Here is an 18583-nt window from a genome sequence, read left to right on the forward strand (position 1 = left end):
CTGCCGCCGAACTGGTCGTCTTGGGTGCCGCCCGCGGCGAAGCGGTGCAGGATGCGCTGCTGAAGGACGGCACGCTCGATCCAACGCGGGTGTTTCTGTCCACCAATGCCCAATTGAAAGCCCAGGATGGCAAAGTCCGGATGGAATTGCAGATGAAATAAGCGCTAGCTAATGGAGGTGGTAGCCAAAGTCAATTGGCTGTCCACCAAGGCAAAGACCTGCAGGCATGAATTGCCTATCGTGGTGTGGTTGGTTAATGCCAGTTCTGCGCCCGGCTCGGTGTCCTGCCTAAGCGGCGCTTGCATTTGATTTATTGAAAGATAAGTGTAAATGTCAGCCTAATTACTTCGTGAAGTTAGTGAAAATGAATACAAGTCCATCGCAACAACTTCCTGAAATGCCTTTGTTGACTGACTCGGACTCGCCCCCGGGCTTTCATTTGCTGGCCAAACCGAGCGGGTCCACCTGCAATATCGATTGCACCTATTGTTTCTTCCTATCCAAAGAGGCCTTGTATCCGAACGACAAAAGCCGGATGCCGGTCTCAACGCTTGAAGCCTACATACGTCAATTATTGGAATCACACCGCACGCCAAATGTCACGGTTGCTTGGCAGGGCGGAGAGCCGACCTTAATGAAACTGGAGTTCTTCAGGAAATCCATTGAATTGGTTGAGAAATACCGCCGTCCGGATCAGGTTGTGCAGCATACGTTCCAGACCAATGGTCTGTTGATTGACGATGAATGGTGCTTGTTTTTCAAAGAACATAATTTTCTGGTCGGTCTGAGCGTTGATGGACCGCGCGAACTGCACGATACCTACCGGCTGGACCGGCGCGGCAAAGGCACCTTTGATCTGGTGATGCGCGGCTGGAGCTATCTGAAGAAACACGATGTTGATTTCAATATTCTGTGCACGGTCAATGCCGCCAACGAGAAACATGGCCGTGATGTATATCGGTTCTTTCGCGACGAGCTGGGCGCCAAGTGGATTCAATTTATTCCGATCATTGAACGAGCCAGCCAGGATACGCTGGATATCGCCAACAAGGGTTGGAGTGAAGGGCCAGGAAAGAAGCGCGTACTTTATACGCAAACCGGAAATCTGGTTACCGAGCGTACGGTTGGCAGCGAGCAATACGGCAACTTTCTGATCGATATCTTCGAGGAATGGTTGCGCCGTGATGTTGGGCAGGTATTCGTCCAGTTGTTTGATGTGACGCTGGAGGCCTTTTTTGGTCGTCATTTGCTATGCATTCATGCGCCAACCTGCGGTTATGGGCCTGCGCTCGAGCACAACGGCGACCTGTATTCCTGTGATCATTTCGTCGAGCCAAAATACCTTTTGGGTAATATCCATAAAACGCATATGGCGGCGCTGGTGGCGTCGCCCGAGCAGCGTAAATTTGGTATGGACAAGCGAGACACACTCACCAAGCAATGCCAGAATTGCAAGGTTCGCAATTGGTGCAATGGCGGCTGTCCGAAGGATCGGTTTGCGTTATCCAAAGATGGTGAAGAAGGGCATAATTATTTGTGCGCCGGCCTTGAAAAGTTTTTCATGCATGTCGGCCCAACGTTTAATGTGATGGTGCAATTGCTGAAGCAAGGCCATGCCCCCGCCGATATTATGGAAACCATTGCCGTTCAAGACGAACGCCGAGGTCCTTATGCGCTTTGTGCGTGTGGTAGCGGCAGAAAGTTCCGTTTCTGTCATGGAGATAAGTCGGCAAGTATGCTATTTAGCGGTGTGGGCCCTGTCGGCGCAGCGGCGACGTCGCCACAACTGTCATCCGTCCAAGCCGATAGTGTTCCACGTGCAATACCCAGTCTCACCGTCACAGACAGTAGTTAACACCGCTACACCTATTTTCACCCCGTTGCTAATCCAGTCCTCTCATGGGTAAGCGATTCCACTTAGTTCAATCAATAAGGAGATTCACTATGGCAGCACAGAAGAAACCCAATTTTCTAATCCTTTGGGGCGACGACATCGGTTGGTTCAACATCAGCGCCAACAACCACGGCATGATGGGATACAAAACACCCAACATCGACAGCATCGCGAAAGACGGCGCAATGTTTACCGACTGGTACGGACAGCAAAGCTGCACCGCTGGCCGCGCATGTTTCCTGACCGGTCAATCCGGCTTCCGCACCGGCATGCTGAAAGTTGGTTTGCCTGGCGCCAAAGAAGGCCTGCAGGCGCGTGATGTCACCATTGCTGAATTGCTCAAGGCGCAAGGCTACATGACCGCCCAGTTCGGCAAAAACCATCTTGGTGATGCCGATGAAACGCTGCCAACCGCGCACGGTTTTGACGAATTCTTCGGCTCACTCTACCACCTGAACGCCGAGCAGGAACCCGAGTGCGAGGACTACTTCAAAGATCCGGAAATGATCAAGAAGTATGCCACGCGTGGCGTTATCCATTGCTGGGCCAATCCAGACGGCACGCAGCGCATCGAAAGTACCGGGCCGCTTAACAAGAAGCGCATGGAGACGATTGATGAGGAAGTCACCGCCTTCACGCTCGACTACCTGGAAAAAGCAGCAAAATCCGACAAGCCGTTCTTCCTGTGGTGGAACTCCACCCGCATGCATATCTTTACCCACCTGAAGGAAGAGTCCAGAGGCGTTACCGGCCTAGGTACCTACCCGGACGGCATGGTTGAGCATGATGGTCATGTAGGCCAGATTCTCAATAAGCTGAAAGAATTGGGCTTGGACGACAACACCATCGTGATGTATTCGACCGACAACGGCGCCGAATGCTTCACTTGGCCTGATGGCGGCACCACGCCGTTCCGCGGCGAGAAGAACGAAAACTGGGAAGGCGGTTATCGGGTTCCCTGCTTCCTGCGTTGGCCTGGTGTGATCAAGCCCGGCACCATCAATAACGACATCTTCTCGCATGAAGACATGCTGCCGACCATCTTGGCGGCGGCTGGTGTGCCTGACGTGAAAGAGCAGTTGTTGAAGGGAATGAAAGTTGGAGACAAGACCTTCAAGGTTCATATTGATGGTTATAACCAGCTTGATGCGTTGGCAGGCAAGGTCGAAAACCCACGAAAGGAATTCTTCTATTGGAACGACGACGGTTCGCTGGTTGCCTTGCGTTACAACCAATGGAAAATTGTATTCCAGGAGCAACGCGAGCACGGCTTTGCGGTCTGGGCCGAACCCTTCGTGCAGCTTCGCGTGCCCAAGCTGTTCAACCTGCGCACCGATCCGTTCGAGATTGCCGATAAAGTTGCTATGGACTACGATCACTGGCGTCTTGACCGCGTGTTCATGTTCGTTCCGGCGCAGGACTATATCGCGAAATACATCGCCACCTTCAAAGAGTTTCCGCCGAGCCAGAAGGTCGGTAGTTTCTCTCTGGATATGGTGCTCGAATCGCTTGCGTCGGGGCAGAAAGGCTGAGTTCGAGCAGGCCTTTTGTAGCGCCGTTGTTTAGCGTGAAAGTGTAGAAAATGTCCCCCGGTAGGCCGAACGTTTGCCGGGGGATTTTTTTAAAGTGCTGGAAGTTTTAAACAGCCATCAAATGTGACGCCATCGATGAATAAGATTCCGGCAGACGACTGAATTCCATGAGCCATCAAAAAGATTCATGCTTACCCATGTCGGATATGGCACCTGTCGTAAAGGATTTTTACGAGCGTTATCCGTATCCGCCACCAGTTGAGAATCTTGATAGATATCGTGCGAGCTGGCAGCACCCGCAGAAGAAACGTGCGGATTACCATCTGTTCTGGCCTTCGGAACCTTATCGCGAAAACCGGAGCATTTTAATTGCAGGCTGCGGCACCTCGCAGGCGGCAAAGCATGCCATACGTTGGCCTGATGCCAAAATTGTCGGAATCGATTTCAGTGCCAACAGTATTGATAAATCCTCCCAACTGAAGCGTAAATACCAATTGGACAATCTTGAGTTGCACCAGTTGCCTATTGAGCGTGTCGGTGAACTGGGCATGCAATTCGACCAAATCGTTTGCACCGGAGTGCTGCATCATCTTGCCGACCCTGATGCTGGGCTGAAAGCGCTTCGCAACGTACTCAAGATTGATGGTGCTATGCATCTGATGCTGTATGCGCCATATGGCCGCACCGGCATTTATATGTTGCAGGAGTTCTGCCGACGACTGGGCATTGAGGCAAACGATGAAGGCATTCGTGATCTCGTTGCGGCGCTGCAATTGTTGCCGCTCACACACCCTTTGCAAAACTTGCTGCGCGAAGCGCCGGATTTCCGTAATCCAGCTGCGTTAGCCGATGCATTGTTGCATCCGCAGGACCGCGCCTATTCGGTACCACAATTATTCGAATTCCTCGAAAACGGCGGCATGACATTCGGGCGCTGGATCAATCAAGCCGCTTATGAATCGTGTTGCGGTGTAATGGAAAAAATTCCACAGGCATCCAGGCTGGCAGCGCTTTCAAAAGCCGGACAATATGCTGCAGCCGAGCTTTTCCGCGGTACCATGCTAACCCACAGTGTAGTTGCTTATCGTAACGACGGGCCCGGAGGTTTGCAGCGGCCCGATTTTAGCGGTGAAGACTGTTACCGCTACATACCTGTTCGGCGTGCTGACACAATATGCATTCAGGAGAACCTGCCGCATGGCGCGGCTGCGGTGTTGATTAACCAAAGCCATACATTTAAGGATCTAGTGCTGATTTTGAATGCTGCAGAAAAAAAGCTCTTTGATGGCATCGATGGCAATGCGAGTGTTGGCAATATCATCAGTAAAAATTCAGATTCACCATTGCCAACAGATTCTTCATGCCGATTCTTCGAGCGGCTTTGGCACTGGGATCAGATCGTATTTTATCAATCCAAAGCGACTGCTTGATTTGATGCAGAAGTTCAAACAATAGCTCAGACAGGAAGCATTAAATGAAAGAGATTATTCTAGAAATTCTAAAAATTGTCGCACCGTTATCGGTGGCATTGATCGTATTTACTCAAGGGCTCGGTATTTCCCCAAGTCGTGTCGCGACGTATTTTCGGGATCGGCCGGGATTAATGTTTCGATCGCTTTTTGCAATATTAGTGTTGGTCCCGCTTGCTGCCATCGGGCTAATATTATTCCTCAAGCCATCGCAAGGCGTTGCTATCGGACTGGCGATTTTGGTGTCCTGTCCGCCGGCGCCGCTAATGCTTAAATCTGCCACCAAAAAAGGCGGTGGAAGTGCGGAATTCATGGCTAGCCTGCATCTGAGCTTGGCATTGTTGGCTTTCGTTACAGTGCCGGCAACACTTTATTTGTTATCATTGGCGCTGGACTTCAAATCCGAAGTCGATATCGGCGTAATGGCGTGGATTCTTGCGCGAACCATTCTCATTCCTGTGCTGTTGGGTTTGGCTTTTCGTGTATTCTTTCCGGCAGTTGCTGATAAGTTGGCACCGGTCATCGGAAAAATCGGCGCAATCGGAATTCTCGTAGTAGCCGTTGCTGCAATAGCGGCGCTTTATCCAACGCTGCTGAAGATGGACGCATGGTCCTATGTCGTGATTGCCTTGGTCAGCATGACGGGTTTGGCGCTCGGTCATTTTTTCGGCCCTTCTATTGCAAGTGAGAAAACCATTCTTGCGGTCGAATGCGGCGTACGGCATCCTGTGTTGGCCCTTACCATTGCAGCTAGCAATTACAGCCCGCAGCAGGCCTTGCCGGTTATGGCGCCCTGCATAATCAGTTTCATTGTCATTGCCATGTTGTATATGACATGGCGGGGTAAAATGGCATCAAGAGGAGCAGCATGATGCAAAGTAATCAAACGAATACCACCCCCCCTGCCCAAAGCGGCGAGCCTTTAAGCGCCAATCAACTGGCCGAAGTCCGTACCGACCTGGCTACCGATCGTACCGTTATGGCGGCTGATCGCTCATTAATGGCCTGGGTGAGGACAGGGCTTTCAATGATCAGCTTTGGCTTCACCATTTATAAACTCCTTGAGGGGTTTCAGGAAGCCGGCAAAGTCCATCCTGATGGCTTGAGCCCGAAAAATGCCGGATTATTACTGATTGCACTGGGTTCGCTATCAATCATCACGGGAACCATTGAATATTGGCAACGCATCGGCGGGCTGAGTGGTGGTCAACGGATTAGCCGGATATCCCCGTCGTTTGTTATGGCTTTGATTTGGTCGGCACTGGGTATCACTGCATTTGTCGGCATTCTCACAAGGGTCCTCTGAGATGAATCTAGATCTTAACTTGCTCCTTATAACTGCTCCGGCGGCTTTGCTATTTATTCTGATCTTTGTATATGGCGAGCATGTCCATGTATTGCGATTGTTTACCAACAATCATCGCAGCATCGAGTCATTTACTACCGGCATGTCAATCGCATACGTCTTCATGCACATGATGCCCGAGCTGCACGAAGCCCGCGAAACAATTGCAGAATCTGAATCAATGGCAACCCCTTTTGACGGCTTGCTGATTTATTACCTGGCATTAATCGGGTTTTTAGCGTTTTTAGGAAACGAAAGACTTCGGTTGCATTTGTCTGGTTTCGATAATGGAAAAATTGAGAATGCCGGCGAAGTGATGATCAGCAAATCCTTCCTCGTGCATATGGCCGGCCTCTTTTTCTATATCGGCTTGATGTCATATTTGTTGGTTCGCACAACGGATTCTTCAATCACAAGCATCGCCTTGTTTGCCTTCGCCTTTGGCGGACATTTTCTCGTGATGGCGCATGGTTTAATTGAAGAACATGCCGAGGTTTACCAGCGATATGGCCGTTGGATACTTGCATTTGGAGTCTTCCTGGGGTGGTTCATTGGCGTGATGACAACGCTTCCGGAAACCAGTCTGGCAATGCTGACGGCCTTCCTTGCAGGTGGCGTGATAATGATCAATAGCATGATGGAGTTGCCTGCAAACAAAGATGGCCGATTCGTTTGGTTTGCGGTGGGCGGCCTTCTGTATGGATTACTGTTGTTATCATTTAGGTGACCATGAGTGATTTAGACCTATTGTTGAGGTTAAGCGACGTTGTAATCAATGAAAACCAATTGAGAAAAGGCAGCCTGTGACGATAGGAAAACTTCAGCGTTTTGCTCCTGGCATTGCTATGCTCATGGACTACAAGCCGAAGTGGTTTGGAGCTGATTTTGTTGCGGGGCTTTCGGTAACGGCCGTTGCATTACCAACGGCCATTGCCTATGCACAACTGGCTGGGTTCCCGCCAGTAATAGGATTGTACGCCGCGATTCTGCCGCTGCTTGCGTATGCCATCTTCGGTACATCACGTCAGCTAATTGTTAACCCAGACGCAGCGACTTGCGCAATGGTAGCCGCCATTGTTGCGCCGCTTGCCGGGATGAACCAAGATTTGTATGTGGCACTCGCTTCTGCGCTCGCTATAGTTACCGGCATTATATGTATAGTGGCTGGTTTATTACGGTTCGGATTTCTGGCAGATTTTCTTGGTAGGCCGGTATTGGTTGGCTTTCTCAATGGTATTGCAATCAGTATATTTCTCGGTCAGGTTGGCAATGTATTCGGTTTTTCCATCGAGACGGGACGCATCATTCCTCGGCTTATCGAATTTGTCCAAAAACTGCCGGAAACGCACTTGCCAACGCTTGCTTTGGGCGCCGCAACGTTTGCTATTTTGATATTACTGCGGCGCTACTTGCCGAAGCTGCCGGCGCCACTGATTGCACTTGTCGCCTCAGTTGCATTAGTAACGGTTTTGCGACTCGATTTACAAGGCGTTGTCACAATCGGTGAAGTGCCCGCAGGGCTACCAGCGCTGAAGTGGCCAATGATTCCAACAGAATTACTTCCTGATTTATTGATGGGTGCAGTAGGTCTGGCTCTGGTCAGCTTCACAAGTGGCATGGTTACGGCGCGAAGCTTCGCCGCACGTAACCATTACGAGATTGATGTTGATCGCGAGTTCGTAGCGCTTGGAGCATGTAATATTTCTGCTGGCTTCTCGCAAGGCTTTGCAGTTACAGGGGCTGATTCACGAACGGCAATGAACGATTTTGCTGGCGGTAAGAGCCAGTTAACGGGAATCATTGCTGCTTTTTCGATAGTGCTGATTTTGTTGTTTCTTACCGAACCACTGCAATACTTGCCAGTGTGTGGACTTGGCGCAGTGCTAATATCTGCGGCGTGGGGACTTTTCGATTGGAAGGCAATTGTTCGCTTCCACCGAATTGGTGATGGTGAGTTTGCAGTATGCCTTTCGGCGATGCTCGGTGTGGTTATATTTGGCGCACTACAAGGAATCATCATTGCGGTTGCGCTATCGTTACTTGTATTGCTTGCCCGCTCCTCACGCCCGCCCGATGGATTGCTGGGTATTGTTCCTGGAATGTCGGGCTATCAGAATATAAGCAGTCATGAAAATGCTACTAGTATTCCCGGACTATTGTTGTACCGCTTCAATGCATCCATCATCTTTTTTAACGCTGCCTACTTTCGGCGGCGTGCTCTTGAAACCGTTGTGGCCAATCCTGACGCTCTCTGGTTGGTGATTGATGGCGCGCCAATTGCGTATCTCGACAGCACAGGGGCGGATACCATTGCAGCACTTGCTGAAGAATTAGATGCAAAAGGGGTAAGACTCATATTCGCGGGAGCTCATAAGCGTGTCATCGACATGCTTGAGCGAAGCGGGGCTCAAGAGCAAATCGGTAAAGCTTCGATGTTTACAACGTTCAGTGACGCAGTGAAAGCGTTTGAAGTAAGCAAGAATAAACAGTATTGATCTTTCGATTAAGTTTAAGGATGGCAATGAAAAATTATTTATCTAAATATTTTAGCAAGCCAATACTATTTATCGGATTATGTATATCGCCAATATTAGTCAGTGCTTCGGATCCATTGCCATCCTGGCGCGATGGTGCCGCCAAGCAGTCCATCGTAGATTTCGTGAAGGACACCACCCGTAAGGGAAGTCCGGATTTCGTGCCAGTTGCCGAGCGGGTTGCCGTGTTCGACAACGATGGCACACTCTGGTCGGAACAGCCGATGTACTTCCAGGCTTTCTTCATTTTCGACCGCATCAAGGAGCTGGCATCAGAGCACCCGGAGTGGAAAACCAAGGAACCGTTTGCATCGGTTCTGCGCGGAGACGCGAAAGCTGCGCTCGCCGGTGGCGAACATGCTTTGATGGAAATGGCCATGGCCACCCATGCCGGTATGAGTGCCGAGGAATTCGAAGGCATCGTTCGCGACTGGACGAGGACGGCGAAACATCCAGAAACCGGCCGGCTTTTCACCGAGATGGTCTACCAGCCGATGCTAGAGGTGCTTGATTATCTGCGCGCCAACGGGTACAAAACCTATATCGTCTCAGGCGGCGGCATCGAGTTTATGCGTCCCTGGACAGAGGCTGTTTATGGGATTCCTCCGGAACAGGTCGTCGGCAGCAGCATCAAAACCAAGTTCGAGATGCGCGATGGCGTTCCTGTGCTGATGCGCCTGCCTGAATTGAACTTCATCGATGACAAGGAAGGCAAGCCGGTCGGAATCAATCAGCATATCGGTCGCCGGCCGGTGGCTGCCTTCGGCAATTCCGATGGCGATCTGCAGATGCTGCAATGGACGGCTGCCGGTAAAGGCCGGCGTTTCGCCCTGTATGTGCACCACACCGATGCTGAGAGAGAGTGGGCATATGATCGAAAATCGCATATCGGCCAGCTTGGTCAAGGCTTAGACGAGGCGAATGCAAATGGCTGGACGGTTGTAGACATGAAAAAAGATTGGAAAGTAATTTATCCAGCGGTGGATAAGTAAGCGTGTGGGTGCTTGTTGGCATCATAGCGATGGCGAAGCTGGCGTCACAGATGCCGTGTTTACACGCGTAAAATGGGTGTATTGAGTTAATAAAAACTACAAAGGATTGCCAATGAACAAAGCAAAAATATCCGCTCTTATTATTAGCGCAAGTTTGTTTGTTTGTACCGTAACCGCTGCGCAAGAGACTGCGGATTCCGCTCCAGCCGCTGTTGATAACGGTACCGATCCTACCAAATTCCTGACCATTGCTGAAGCTAAATACGAGTATTTAGATTTGAACGGCGGTTTTGGTAGCTCAACGCTGCGCTTGAGCTATACCCAGCCATTCGGTGGCGAGAGGTGGAATATACGCGCACGCCTCCCGGTCGCAGCTGTAGATATATTTGGGAATGACAGCTATAACATCGGTGATTTTTCCTTAGAGGTTGCGCATGTCTTTGGTTTGAGCGAAAAAGGTGCTTTTGTGGCCAAAGGCGAAATGGTATTTGATACCGCGCAACGGCCAGAGCTGGGCACCGGGCAGAATGTATTCAAAGGCACCTTTATCTATGCAAAATTCTTGAAAGGCGGAAATATTTTTGCGCCGGCTGTAGTACAAAGCAATAGTCTGTGGGGCGACGATAATCGGGCCGATGTGAATTCCACCACAGTTGATTTTTACTATGTGCCTAAACTCAGGAATCCGAAAAATTTAATTACCTACGATCCGGCACTGAATTTTGATTGGGAAAACGATAAGCAATTCGCTAGCTTAGCAATCACCTTTGGTCGAGTGCTTGGCCCACAATTCGGCGGTAATGGTATCTTGTTCTTTAAACCGTCAGTATTCGCCGGCGATGATAAACCCAGCGCATGGGGAATGGAAGTGGGCTATAAGGTGTTAGGTTTCTAAAAAGAGCCATGCTTCAAACATCAAAAAAATTTCGATATGACGACAGAAATATTCGTGGGAATAATTTTCTTCAGCAAGTTGAGCACACAGCAGATGAGGTATCTATGAATGAAGCAAATGCGAAGGGTGCTATAGAGCGCAAAGACTCTGCCAGTGACTTCTCTTTGGTTCTGGGAGGCCCATTGTTTCAGCTGCTGAGGCGTTCACGTCTTGCCGATGATGATATGCGCTTGTTAACAAGACGGCTGATTGTTCTGCCATTATTGGCTTGGTTGCCATTGCTGATATTGTCTGCATTTGAAGGAAAGTTTCAAAGCGGCACGGCATTGCCGTTTCTATTGGATATTGAAGTGCATATCCGGTTTCTGATTGCCATGCCATTACTTATTTTGGCGGAGCTGTATGTGCATGAACGGCTGCGCTTAATCCTGAGCAGTTTCCTGGGAAGGGATCTGATTCCTGAACAGGATATGGAAAAATTCAGAACAGCCGTCACTTCGGCGCTCAAAATGCGTAATTCAATCAGTGCCGAATTATGCTTGATTGTTTTGGTATATCTGGTCGGAATTCTAGTGGTTTGGAAGCATTTCATTGGATTGGAGGGCGATGCTTGGTACGCAACGTTTCAACATGGCGAACGGACACTCAATATTGCCGGTTATTGGTTTGTTCTATTCAGCCTGCCTTTCTTCCAGTTCCTGTTGATTCGTTGGTATTACCGCTTATTCATATGGATACGTTTTCTATGGCAAGTTTCACGCATTAAATTGCGGCTGGTTCCTGCCCATCCGGATCGTTTCGGCGGACTTGGATTTGTGACTCACAGCGTATATGCCTTTACGTTCCTGGCGGCAGCTCATGGTGCATTATTGTCAGCGGTGATATCAAATCGCATATTTTTCAGCGGCGCATCTTTGACAGATTTCAAACTTGAAATTGCAATTATGCTTGGATTCGTACTCATGCTATTCGTTGCACCTCTTTTTCTGTTTTCGTGTCAGCTCTCCGCTGCAAAACGAATCGGCAGGCTTGAGTACGGCGATTTGGCGCACAAATATGCCCGTCAATACGACAGCAAATGGTTGCGTGGGGGTGCGCCAGCCGATGAGCCATTTATAGGCAGTGCCGATATACAGTCGCTCGCGGACCTAGGTAATGGCTATGAAGTGGTCGACACCATGCGATTCATCCCCATTGGAAAGGATTCACTATTGCAATTGATGGGCTGGACATTGCTGCCTTTGTTGCCTTTAGTTTTCACATTAATGCCACTGGATGAGTTTTTGAGAAAACTGGTCAATATCCTTTTATGAGCCTGATTCTCGGGCATTAGAGAACAACAAGCGGAAGCACAGATCCTGCCCGTGATGGCGGGCTTACTTCGTCAAACTGTCGCGCCCGGTCAATTTGGCGCGGATCCGACTCGGGGATTCATCGAACCAGCGGTGGGCAGCGCGTGTGAAACTGCTTTGATCGGAGAAGCCGAGCAGATGCGCGACATCAGACAGTGAAAACTTATCGTTGCCGAGATAACGGTTGGCCAGGTTGTGCCGGACATCATCGAGAATTTCATGAAAGGTCTGTCCTTCATCCTGCAGGCGGCGTTGCAGAGTTCGTGAGCTGATGCCCATCTTGCCTGCGATGGCATCGCGTGTCGGCTCGCCATCGAGAAGCCCTTGAACGATGAACTGGCGGACCATCAAGGTATTGTAGGCAGACCCGAGCTGCGCCATGCGTTGCTCGGCTGCTTGGTCGTGCAGAATTGCCATCTGAGCATTGGCGCAAACCAAGGGTCGGGCTATGTCTGCCTCAGAGAAGCTTAGGGCCAGATGCGGCGCGTTGAAATCCGGGAGCTTACCGAAGGCCTCGGCATATAGGGTGGATTCGGTGGGTTTGGGATGCATGAACTCGACCCGGCTTGGAACCAAGTCCGGACCGGCAATCCATCGCAGGAATTTGAGGGTACTTAACACCACGAACTCATGGTTCTGTCTTTGAACATCAATGATACCCGGCATCAAGTTGATGGCCAGGCAGTAACCGTAATCCGTTCGGTGCAGGCTGGCATTGGATGCCGAGGTCAACGCACCGATATGGCGTACGGCACGCTCGAGAGCCGACAACAGAGTGGGGCTGCTCATCATTGCAAAGCCGGTGGCATCCATCGAGGATGGACGGAAGCTCTGAGCGGCCTTCAGGCCGATGGCCCCATCGCCGGATTCGGCCACCGCCAACTCCCAGAGCTGGATGATCTCTTTGACCAGAATGCCGGATTCGACAACCCCGAACAATGCCGGGTCGATACCGGCTTTGCGGGCCAAGCCCATGCCATCCAAACCCAGACCATCCAATGCATCCACAATATTCCGGACCCAAATTACCGATGTCATCGGTGTAGGTCGGACGGCACTCTCTAAGTTTTCTGTCACTTTCAATTCCATAACGGTCATGACACTGGCACCCCTGTCGCAGAAGTCAAAAACCTGTCCATTAACGTAAAGATAACCGAAAAAGGCAGCGTTAGCATGACAGGCTGACATTTATATTCCCGTTTCGGAGGTTTCATGAGCGCACTTAAATTCCGCCGTAACACCTTGTTTGGATTGGTAATAGGCATACTGGCGACCTCGTCGGCCTTCGGACAGGCCGGATTGGCCCCGACCAAAGGCGCCACCGCTGCGACTCAGGCGGCCAATGCACAGGTCCTGAAGTCCTTGCCCTTCAGTGACCGCCAGGACTTTGAAAATGCCCAAAAGGGCTTCATCGCCACCCCGAAAACCCTGACCATCCGTGATGCCAAAGGCAATGTCATTTGGGATATGGAGGCCTACAAGGCCTTCATCGGCCTCGACAAGCCAGCACCGGACACCGTCAATCCGAGCCTATGGCGCAACGCCCAGCTGGGCATGCTCAATGGCCTGTTCAAGGTCACCGATGGCATCTATCAGGTCCGCGGTTACGATTTGTCGAACATCACTTTCATCAAGACCAAATCCGGCTGGATCGTGTTCGACCCGCTGATTTCACCGGAGACCGCCAAGGCCGCCTTCGATCTGGTCAGCGAACATCTGGGCAAGCGTCCGGTCCATGCCGTGGTCTACAGTCACAGCCATGCCGACCATTACGGCGGCGTCCGTGGCATCGTCGACGAGGCCGACGTCAAAAGCGGCAAAGTGAAGATCATTGCACCGGAGGGTTTCACCGAGCATGCCGTCAGCGAGAACGTCATCGCCGGCAATGCCATGGGTCGCCGTGCCGTGTACATGTACGGCGCCGTGTTGCCGCGCAATGCCCGCGGTGGTGTCAACGGAGGGCTTGGCATGACCACGTCGAGCGGCAGCGTGGGTTTGATTCTGCCGACCCTTGATGTTACTAAGACCGGTCAGGTGGTCGAGATCGACGGTGTGAAAATGGTGTTCCAGATGACGCCGGGCACCGAAGCCCCGGCGGAAATGAATACCTGGTTCCCGCAGTTCAAGGCGCTGTGGATGGCCGAGAACACCACCAACACCATGCACAATGTGCTGACTTTGCGAGGTGCCCTGGTCCGTGATCCACTGAAGTGGGCGTCGTATATCGATGAAACCATCGACCTATACGGTAAAGAGGTTGAGGTCAAATTCCAGAGTCACCACTGGCCGCAGTGGGGCCGTGATGGCATCATCACGTACTTCGGCAAGCAGCGCGATATCTACAAGTTCACTCATGACCAATCCGTGCGCCTGATGAACATGGGCTACACCGGAGAGGAAATCTCGGAAATCATCAAGCTGCCGGCTTCGCTGGAGAACGAGTGGAGCACGCGCGGTTATTACGGCACGCTGCGTCACAATTCGCGCGCGGTCTATCAGCGTTACATGGGCTGGTACACCGGCAATCCGTCCGATCTGAATAATCTGCCGCCGGAAATGGTTGCGCCACGCTATGTAAAAGCCATGGGCGGCGAAGCCGAAGCCATCCGCAAGGGCCGTGAATCCTTCAACGAAAGCGATTACCGCTGGGTCGCCGAAATGATGAAGCATGTCGTGTTCGCCAATCCAGCCAACCAGGAAGCCAAAAACCTGCTGGCCGATGCGCTGGAGCAACTGGGCTATCAGGCCGAATCCGGTCCGTGGCGCTCGGTCTATCTGCAAGGCGCATTCGAACTGCGTAACGGTGTTCCGAATGTCCAGGCCGCGGCTTCCGCAACGCCGGACACCATCCGCGCCATGACCCCGAGCATGCTGTTCGATTACTTTGCGGTCCGTCTGAACCCGGAAAAAGTGGAAGGCAAGAAATACGCCATCAATGCCGTGTTCACTGATGTCGGTGAAACCCATGGTCTGCGTGTGGAAAACTCCGTGCTGAACCATGGTCCGAAAGCCGTGGCTGGGGCCGATGCCACTATCACCATGAGCAAGACGGTATTGAACGAAATCCAGCTTGGCAATATCACGCTGGATAAAGCTGTCGCCGATGGCAGTGCCAAGATCGAGGGCAATACCGCCGTCGTCAATGACTTCATCGGCTCGATGGATAACTTCAAGTTCTGGTTCAACATCGTCACCCCCTGAGACGATGCTGCGCTGGCTGGAGCCCCTCCAATCTCCCGGAGGGGCTTCACTTTTACCCGAATGCAGGGATAAAGATTCGGCCTATCCGGTAAAGACACCAATTCCATTAAATGCTGTAATCGAAAAAATGCGGAAAAGCCCATGACCCCTATCGCCATATCCCGATTCCCGAAACGCACCGCTCTGGCCATCGCCTTGCTGCTGGCCTCGGGCGCCGTTGTGGCCCAATCCACCGAATCTCTGAGCGAGCCGGTGGGTACCGCCCAAGGCGACAAACCGGCGGCACCGGCTGAGGTCGATTACGTGGTGCCTGATTTGAAGACCAAGCCGAATGGTGGCATGCATCAGGTCAATGAGTACTTCAGCATCAAGCCAAGCCTCGCGCTTCTGGAGGATTTCACCTACATCGATCAGGATGATGACAGCATCGCCCAGGTTGGGAATCAGGCCAGCCAGTGGCAGGTGCGCAGTGCACGCCTGACTTTCCTCGGCTCGATTGGCAAGGACTACAAGGTGAGTTACCAGTTAGGTGGTGAATACAAAGGCTTTGCCAGCAATCCGGAGCAGACCTGGCAACTGACCGATTTGTCGTTCACTTTTCCGATCGGCGGACCGAGCAACAAACTGACCATCGGCAAAACCAAGGAGCCTTTCAACTACGAGATGGTCGGTGATGCCGCCAATCTGCCACATTCCGAACGCGTACTCAGTCCGTTCTTTGTGTCGCGCAATATGGGCGTGAAGATGCTGCATGTGTTTGGTGAAAAGAAAACCATGACGCTGTCCTACGGCGCATTCAATGACACCTGGGATATCAATTCGACCAGCAGTCGTGGCATGGATTACAGCGCGCGCGTGACCGGGTTGGTCTGGGATGTGCCCGAAAAGCAGCAGTTCCTGCATCTGGGGCTGGCTTTGCGCGAAGTGGGTGCCGATGGCACCTTACGCTACCGCGGTCGTCCGGAATCCAATGTCACCGACTATTATGTGGATACTGGCAACATGCCGGCCGATGGCGCTTTCCAATACGGTCTCGAAGCCCTCTGGAACAGCGGCCCGCTCTCGGTGCTGGCCGAATACAACCATGCCGCCGTCGATTCGCCCACGCGCAATGATCCCGAATTCAAGGGCTATTACATCACCGGAAGCTGGGTGATTACGGGTGAAACCCGTCCATACGACCGCAATGTCGGCTATGCCCGGCGCGTGATTCCGATCGGCCGATGGGGTGCACCCGAACTGGTCGCGCGCTACTCCAATCTTGATCTCGATGACAACGCGGTAGCGGGTGGATCTTTTGAGAAAACCTATCTGGGTCTGAACTGGTGGGCCACTAAGCGCTGGAAATTCGGCATTGGCTGGGGACGTACCTGGTTGGATAAAAACGGCGTGACCGGCGTGACCGATGCGGTGCTCAGCCGCATTCAATGGGTATACTGAGCGCGACTATCTACTCTAGAAAAACTGACAAGGATCCATTATGAAACTGCGTAATCTGCTCTCTGCCGCCATCGTCCTCGCTGGCACCCCGCTGGCCAATGCACACGCCGATGAAGGCTGGGACTGGGGGCTGACCCCGTATGTCTGGGCAGCATCCATTTCCTCCGATTTGCGCGAGGATGCGCCGCCGGTCGGCAATGAAACCGACTTCAGCAACATCATCAGCAAAATCGATATGGCTTTCATGGGCCATGTGGAAGGCCAGGGTGATGACTTCGGTGCGTTCGGTGATGTCCTGTATCTTTCGATGGCCGATGATCGTACCGGTCGTTTCGCTCAGTCCGATGCTGATCTCGATGCACTGGTGTATGAACTCGCGGGTGTCTGGGCGCCGGGCGAAGTGCGCAACCAGGGACTCGAAGTGTTCGGCGGTCTGCGCCATATCGTGGTCGATTTTAATGTGGACATCGATCCGAACGCTGCACTGCTCAACACCTGGAATGTCGGCGTTGACCAGTCCTTCAGCGATGCCATGCTGGGCGCCCGCTACAAAGGCACCATCAGCGACAAGTGGGGTTATTCACTGCGTGCTGATGGGTCCTGGGGTGATACCGAGGGCACCTACAGCACCAGCATCGTTTTTGCCTACAGAACCGAGAGTGGCGGCGCCTGGAATTTCGGCTATCGCTACATGGATACCGAGCTGGCCGTAAAAACCACCTCGATTTCCCTGCAACTGCACGGCCCGGTTATCGGCTATACCTTCAACTTTTGATTACTTTAGACGGTTGCTTCACAAACGGCGCTTCGGCGCCGTTTTTTTTGGAGCTCTATCGCCGCCTCGCTTGTTGATCTGAAGACGCAACTCGCGCGGCGTGCAGTTGAACCAGCGGTTGATGGCTCGTGTAAAACTGCTTTGACCAGAAAAGCCCAGTAGACAAGCCGACTCATGAAGAGAAATATTTTCGTTGGCGAGGTAGATGTGCGCCATGTTCTGACGCACATCATCGAGGATATCCGAAAACTGCGTGCCTTCCTCTTCAAGTCTGCGCTGAAGAGTGCGATCGGTCAGATTAAGCCGAGTCGCGATATCATTCCGGCTCGGCTCTCCATCCGGAAGAAGTTTGGCAATCAATCGTCGGGCTTGCTGGGTATAAGGGGATACGCCAAACTGCTGCATGCGTTGTTCGGCAAACCGGTCATGGATGGAGGCCAGGGAATCGTTAGCGGTGAGCAGCGGAATCGCCAGTTGCGCCTTGCTGAATTGCATCGAGACGCATTCGGCATCGAAAAAAATCGGACATCGGAATAAACGTCGGTAGATGGCCGGCCGGTTCGGGCTGCGGTGCGTGAATGCAATTCGCAGGGGATGCAGTTCCTGTCCGGTAATCCAGCGCAGGAAGTTCAATGTAAACAAAGAACAGAATTCATGAACCTGACGGACTTCCGGAAGTCGGGCATGTTGGAAGTGGATTTCGAAGCATTTTCCGTCTTCCGCAGCGATCAGGCGGGCACTGGTCGCGCTGGTGAGCGATCCGATGTAATTCGTACAGCGACTCAACGCGGCATCCAGGTTCTCGGCAGTCATCATCGAATAACCGAGGGCCCCGATCGCGGTGGGTTTGAAGGTGTTGGCAGCAGCCAGACCGAAATCGCGGTTTCCGGATTCCAGTGCCGCCGCATTGAGAAGATCGTAGCAGAGCTGGTCGGCAAGTGCGCCTTCCGGCACGTGCAGCATATCCAGATCGATGCCGACCTTCTGGGCCAGATCTAATCCATCCTGTCCCGAGCTGTTGATGGCTTCCACCATGTAGCGTAGCCACATGGTGGACGTCATCGGCTTGAGCGTTTGAGCACTGGACATGGGTTACCTTTACGGAGGCGCGGCCAAGGGCAATAAATTGACCGTTAAGGCAAATACCATACGGC

15 protein-coding genes are annotated in these 18583 nt (G+C 52.1%); 13 read left to right on the top strand and 2 right to left on the bottom strand.

The annotated features are described in order from the left end of the window. Positions 1–364 precede the first annotated feature (364 nt). The 10 genes from ACIQ1A_RS07645 (at position 365) to ACIQ1A_RS07690 (ending at position 11974) form a co-directional block, all read left to right on the top strand. A complete protein-coding gene (locus ACIQ1A_RS07645; RefSeq protein WP_395770472.1) occupies positions 365–1855 on the top strand; it encodes an anaerobic sulfatase maturase in 1491 nt (496 codons plus the stop codon). 89 nt (positions 1856–1944) lie between these two features. Further along, the gene (locus ACIQ1A_RS07650; RefSeq protein WP_395770473.1) at positions 1945–3426 is read left to right on the top strand and encodes an arylsulfatase; all 1482 of its coding nucleotides are present in this window, start codon (positions 1945–1947) and stop codon (positions 3424–3426) included. 167 nt (positions 3427–3593) lie between these two features. Then, entirely contained in the window at positions 3594–4856 is a 1263-nt protein-coding gene (locus tag ACIQ1A_RS07655; protein WP_395770474.1) for a class I SAM-dependent methyltransferase, read from the top strand. Positions 4857–4900: 44 nt separating this feature from the next. Then, entirely contained in the window at positions 4901–5767 is an 867-nt protein-coding gene (locus ACIQ1A_RS07660; protein WP_395770475.1) for a bile acid:sodium symporter family protein, read from the top strand. Continuing rightward, positions 5764–6201, top strand: coding sequence for a YidH family protein (locus tag ACIQ1A_RS07665; RefSeq protein ID WP_395770476.1), 438 nt, complete (start codon positions 5764–5766; stop codon positions 6199–6201). The genes ACIQ1A_RS07660 and ACIQ1A_RS07665 overlap by 4 nt, the downstream gene beginning before the upstream one ends. Before the next feature lies 1 nt (position 6202). Next, a complete protein-coding gene (locus ACIQ1A_RS07670; RefSeq protein ID WP_395770477.1) occupies positions 6203–6967 on the top strand; it encodes a hypothetical protein in 765 nt (254 codons plus the stop codon). 118 nt (positions 6968–7085) lie between these two features. Next, positions 7086–8735 carry a SulP family inorganic anion transporter gene (locus ACIQ1A_RS07675; protein ID WP_395770515.1) on the top strand — a complete coding sequence of 550 codons (1650 nt, stop codon included), beginning with the start codon at positions 7086–7088 and terminating at the stop codon, positions 8733–8735. A 26-nt stretch (positions 8736–8761) separates the two neighbouring features. After that, on the top strand, positions 8762–9766 hold the full coding sequence (locus tag ACIQ1A_RS07680) for an HAD family hydrolase (RefSeq protein WP_395770478.1): 1005 nt from the start codon (positions 8762–8764) through the stop codon (positions 9764–9766). A gap of 112 nt (positions 9767–9878) precedes the next feature. Then, positions 9879–10661: a hypothetical protein gene (locus tag ACIQ1A_RS07685; RefSeq protein WP_395770479.1), complete on the top strand. Its 783-nt coding sequence runs from the start codon at positions 9879–9881 to the stop codon at positions 10659–10661. Positions 10662–10765: 104 nt separating this feature from the next. After that, a complete protein-coding gene (locus ACIQ1A_RS07690; RefSeq protein WP_395770480.1) occupies positions 10766–11974 on the top strand; it encodes a hypothetical protein in 1209 nt (402 codons plus the stop codon). A 63-nt stretch (positions 11975–12037) separates the two neighbouring features. Here ACIQ1A_RS07690 and ACIQ1A_RS07695 read toward each other — a convergent pair whose 3' ends face one another. Then, positions 12038–13021 carry an AraC family transcriptional regulator gene (locus ACIQ1A_RS07695; protein WP_395770481.1) on the bottom strand — a complete coding sequence of 328 codons (984 nt, stop codon included), beginning with the start codon at positions 13019–13021 and terminating at the stop codon, positions 12038–12040. Between the two features lie 204 nt (positions 13022–13225). On the opposite strand from ACIQ1A_RS07695, the gene ACIQ1A_RS07700 reads away from it, so the two are divergent. The 3 genes from ACIQ1A_RS07700 (at position 13226) to ACIQ1A_RS07710 (ending at position 17429) form a co-directional block, all read left to right on the top strand. Further along, entirely contained in the window at positions 13226–15214 is a 1989-nt protein-coding gene (locus ACIQ1A_RS07700) for an alkyl/aryl-sulfatase (RefSeq protein ID WP_395770482.1), read from the top strand. 141 nt (positions 15215–15355) lie between these two features. After that, entirely contained in the window at positions 15356–16654 is a 1299-nt protein-coding gene (locus ACIQ1A_RS07705) for an OprO/OprP family phosphate-selective porin (protein WP_395770483.1), read from the top strand. 40 nt (positions 16655–16694) lie between these two features. Continuing rightward, positions 16695–17429 (top strand): hypothetical protein, encoded by a 735-nt coding sequence (locus tag ACIQ1A_RS07710; RefSeq protein ID WP_395770484.1) that lies wholly within the window; start codon positions 16695–16697, stop codon positions 17427–17429. 18 nt (positions 17430–17447) lie between these two features. Here the strand turns inward: ACIQ1A_RS07710 and ACIQ1A_RS07715 are convergent, their stop codons facing one another. Continuing rightward, the gene (locus tag ACIQ1A_RS07715; protein ID WP_395770485.1) at positions 17448–18518 is read right to left on the bottom strand and encodes an AraC family transcriptional regulator; all 1071 of its coding nucleotides are present in this window, start codon (positions 18516–18518) and stop codon (positions 17448–17450) included. Positions 18519–18583 lie beyond the last annotated feature (65 nt).

Source organism: Arenimonas sp., assembly GCF_044353605.1.
Classification (GTDB): Bacteria; Pseudomonadota; Gammaproteobacteria; order Xanthomonadales; family Xanthomonadaceae; genus Arenimonas.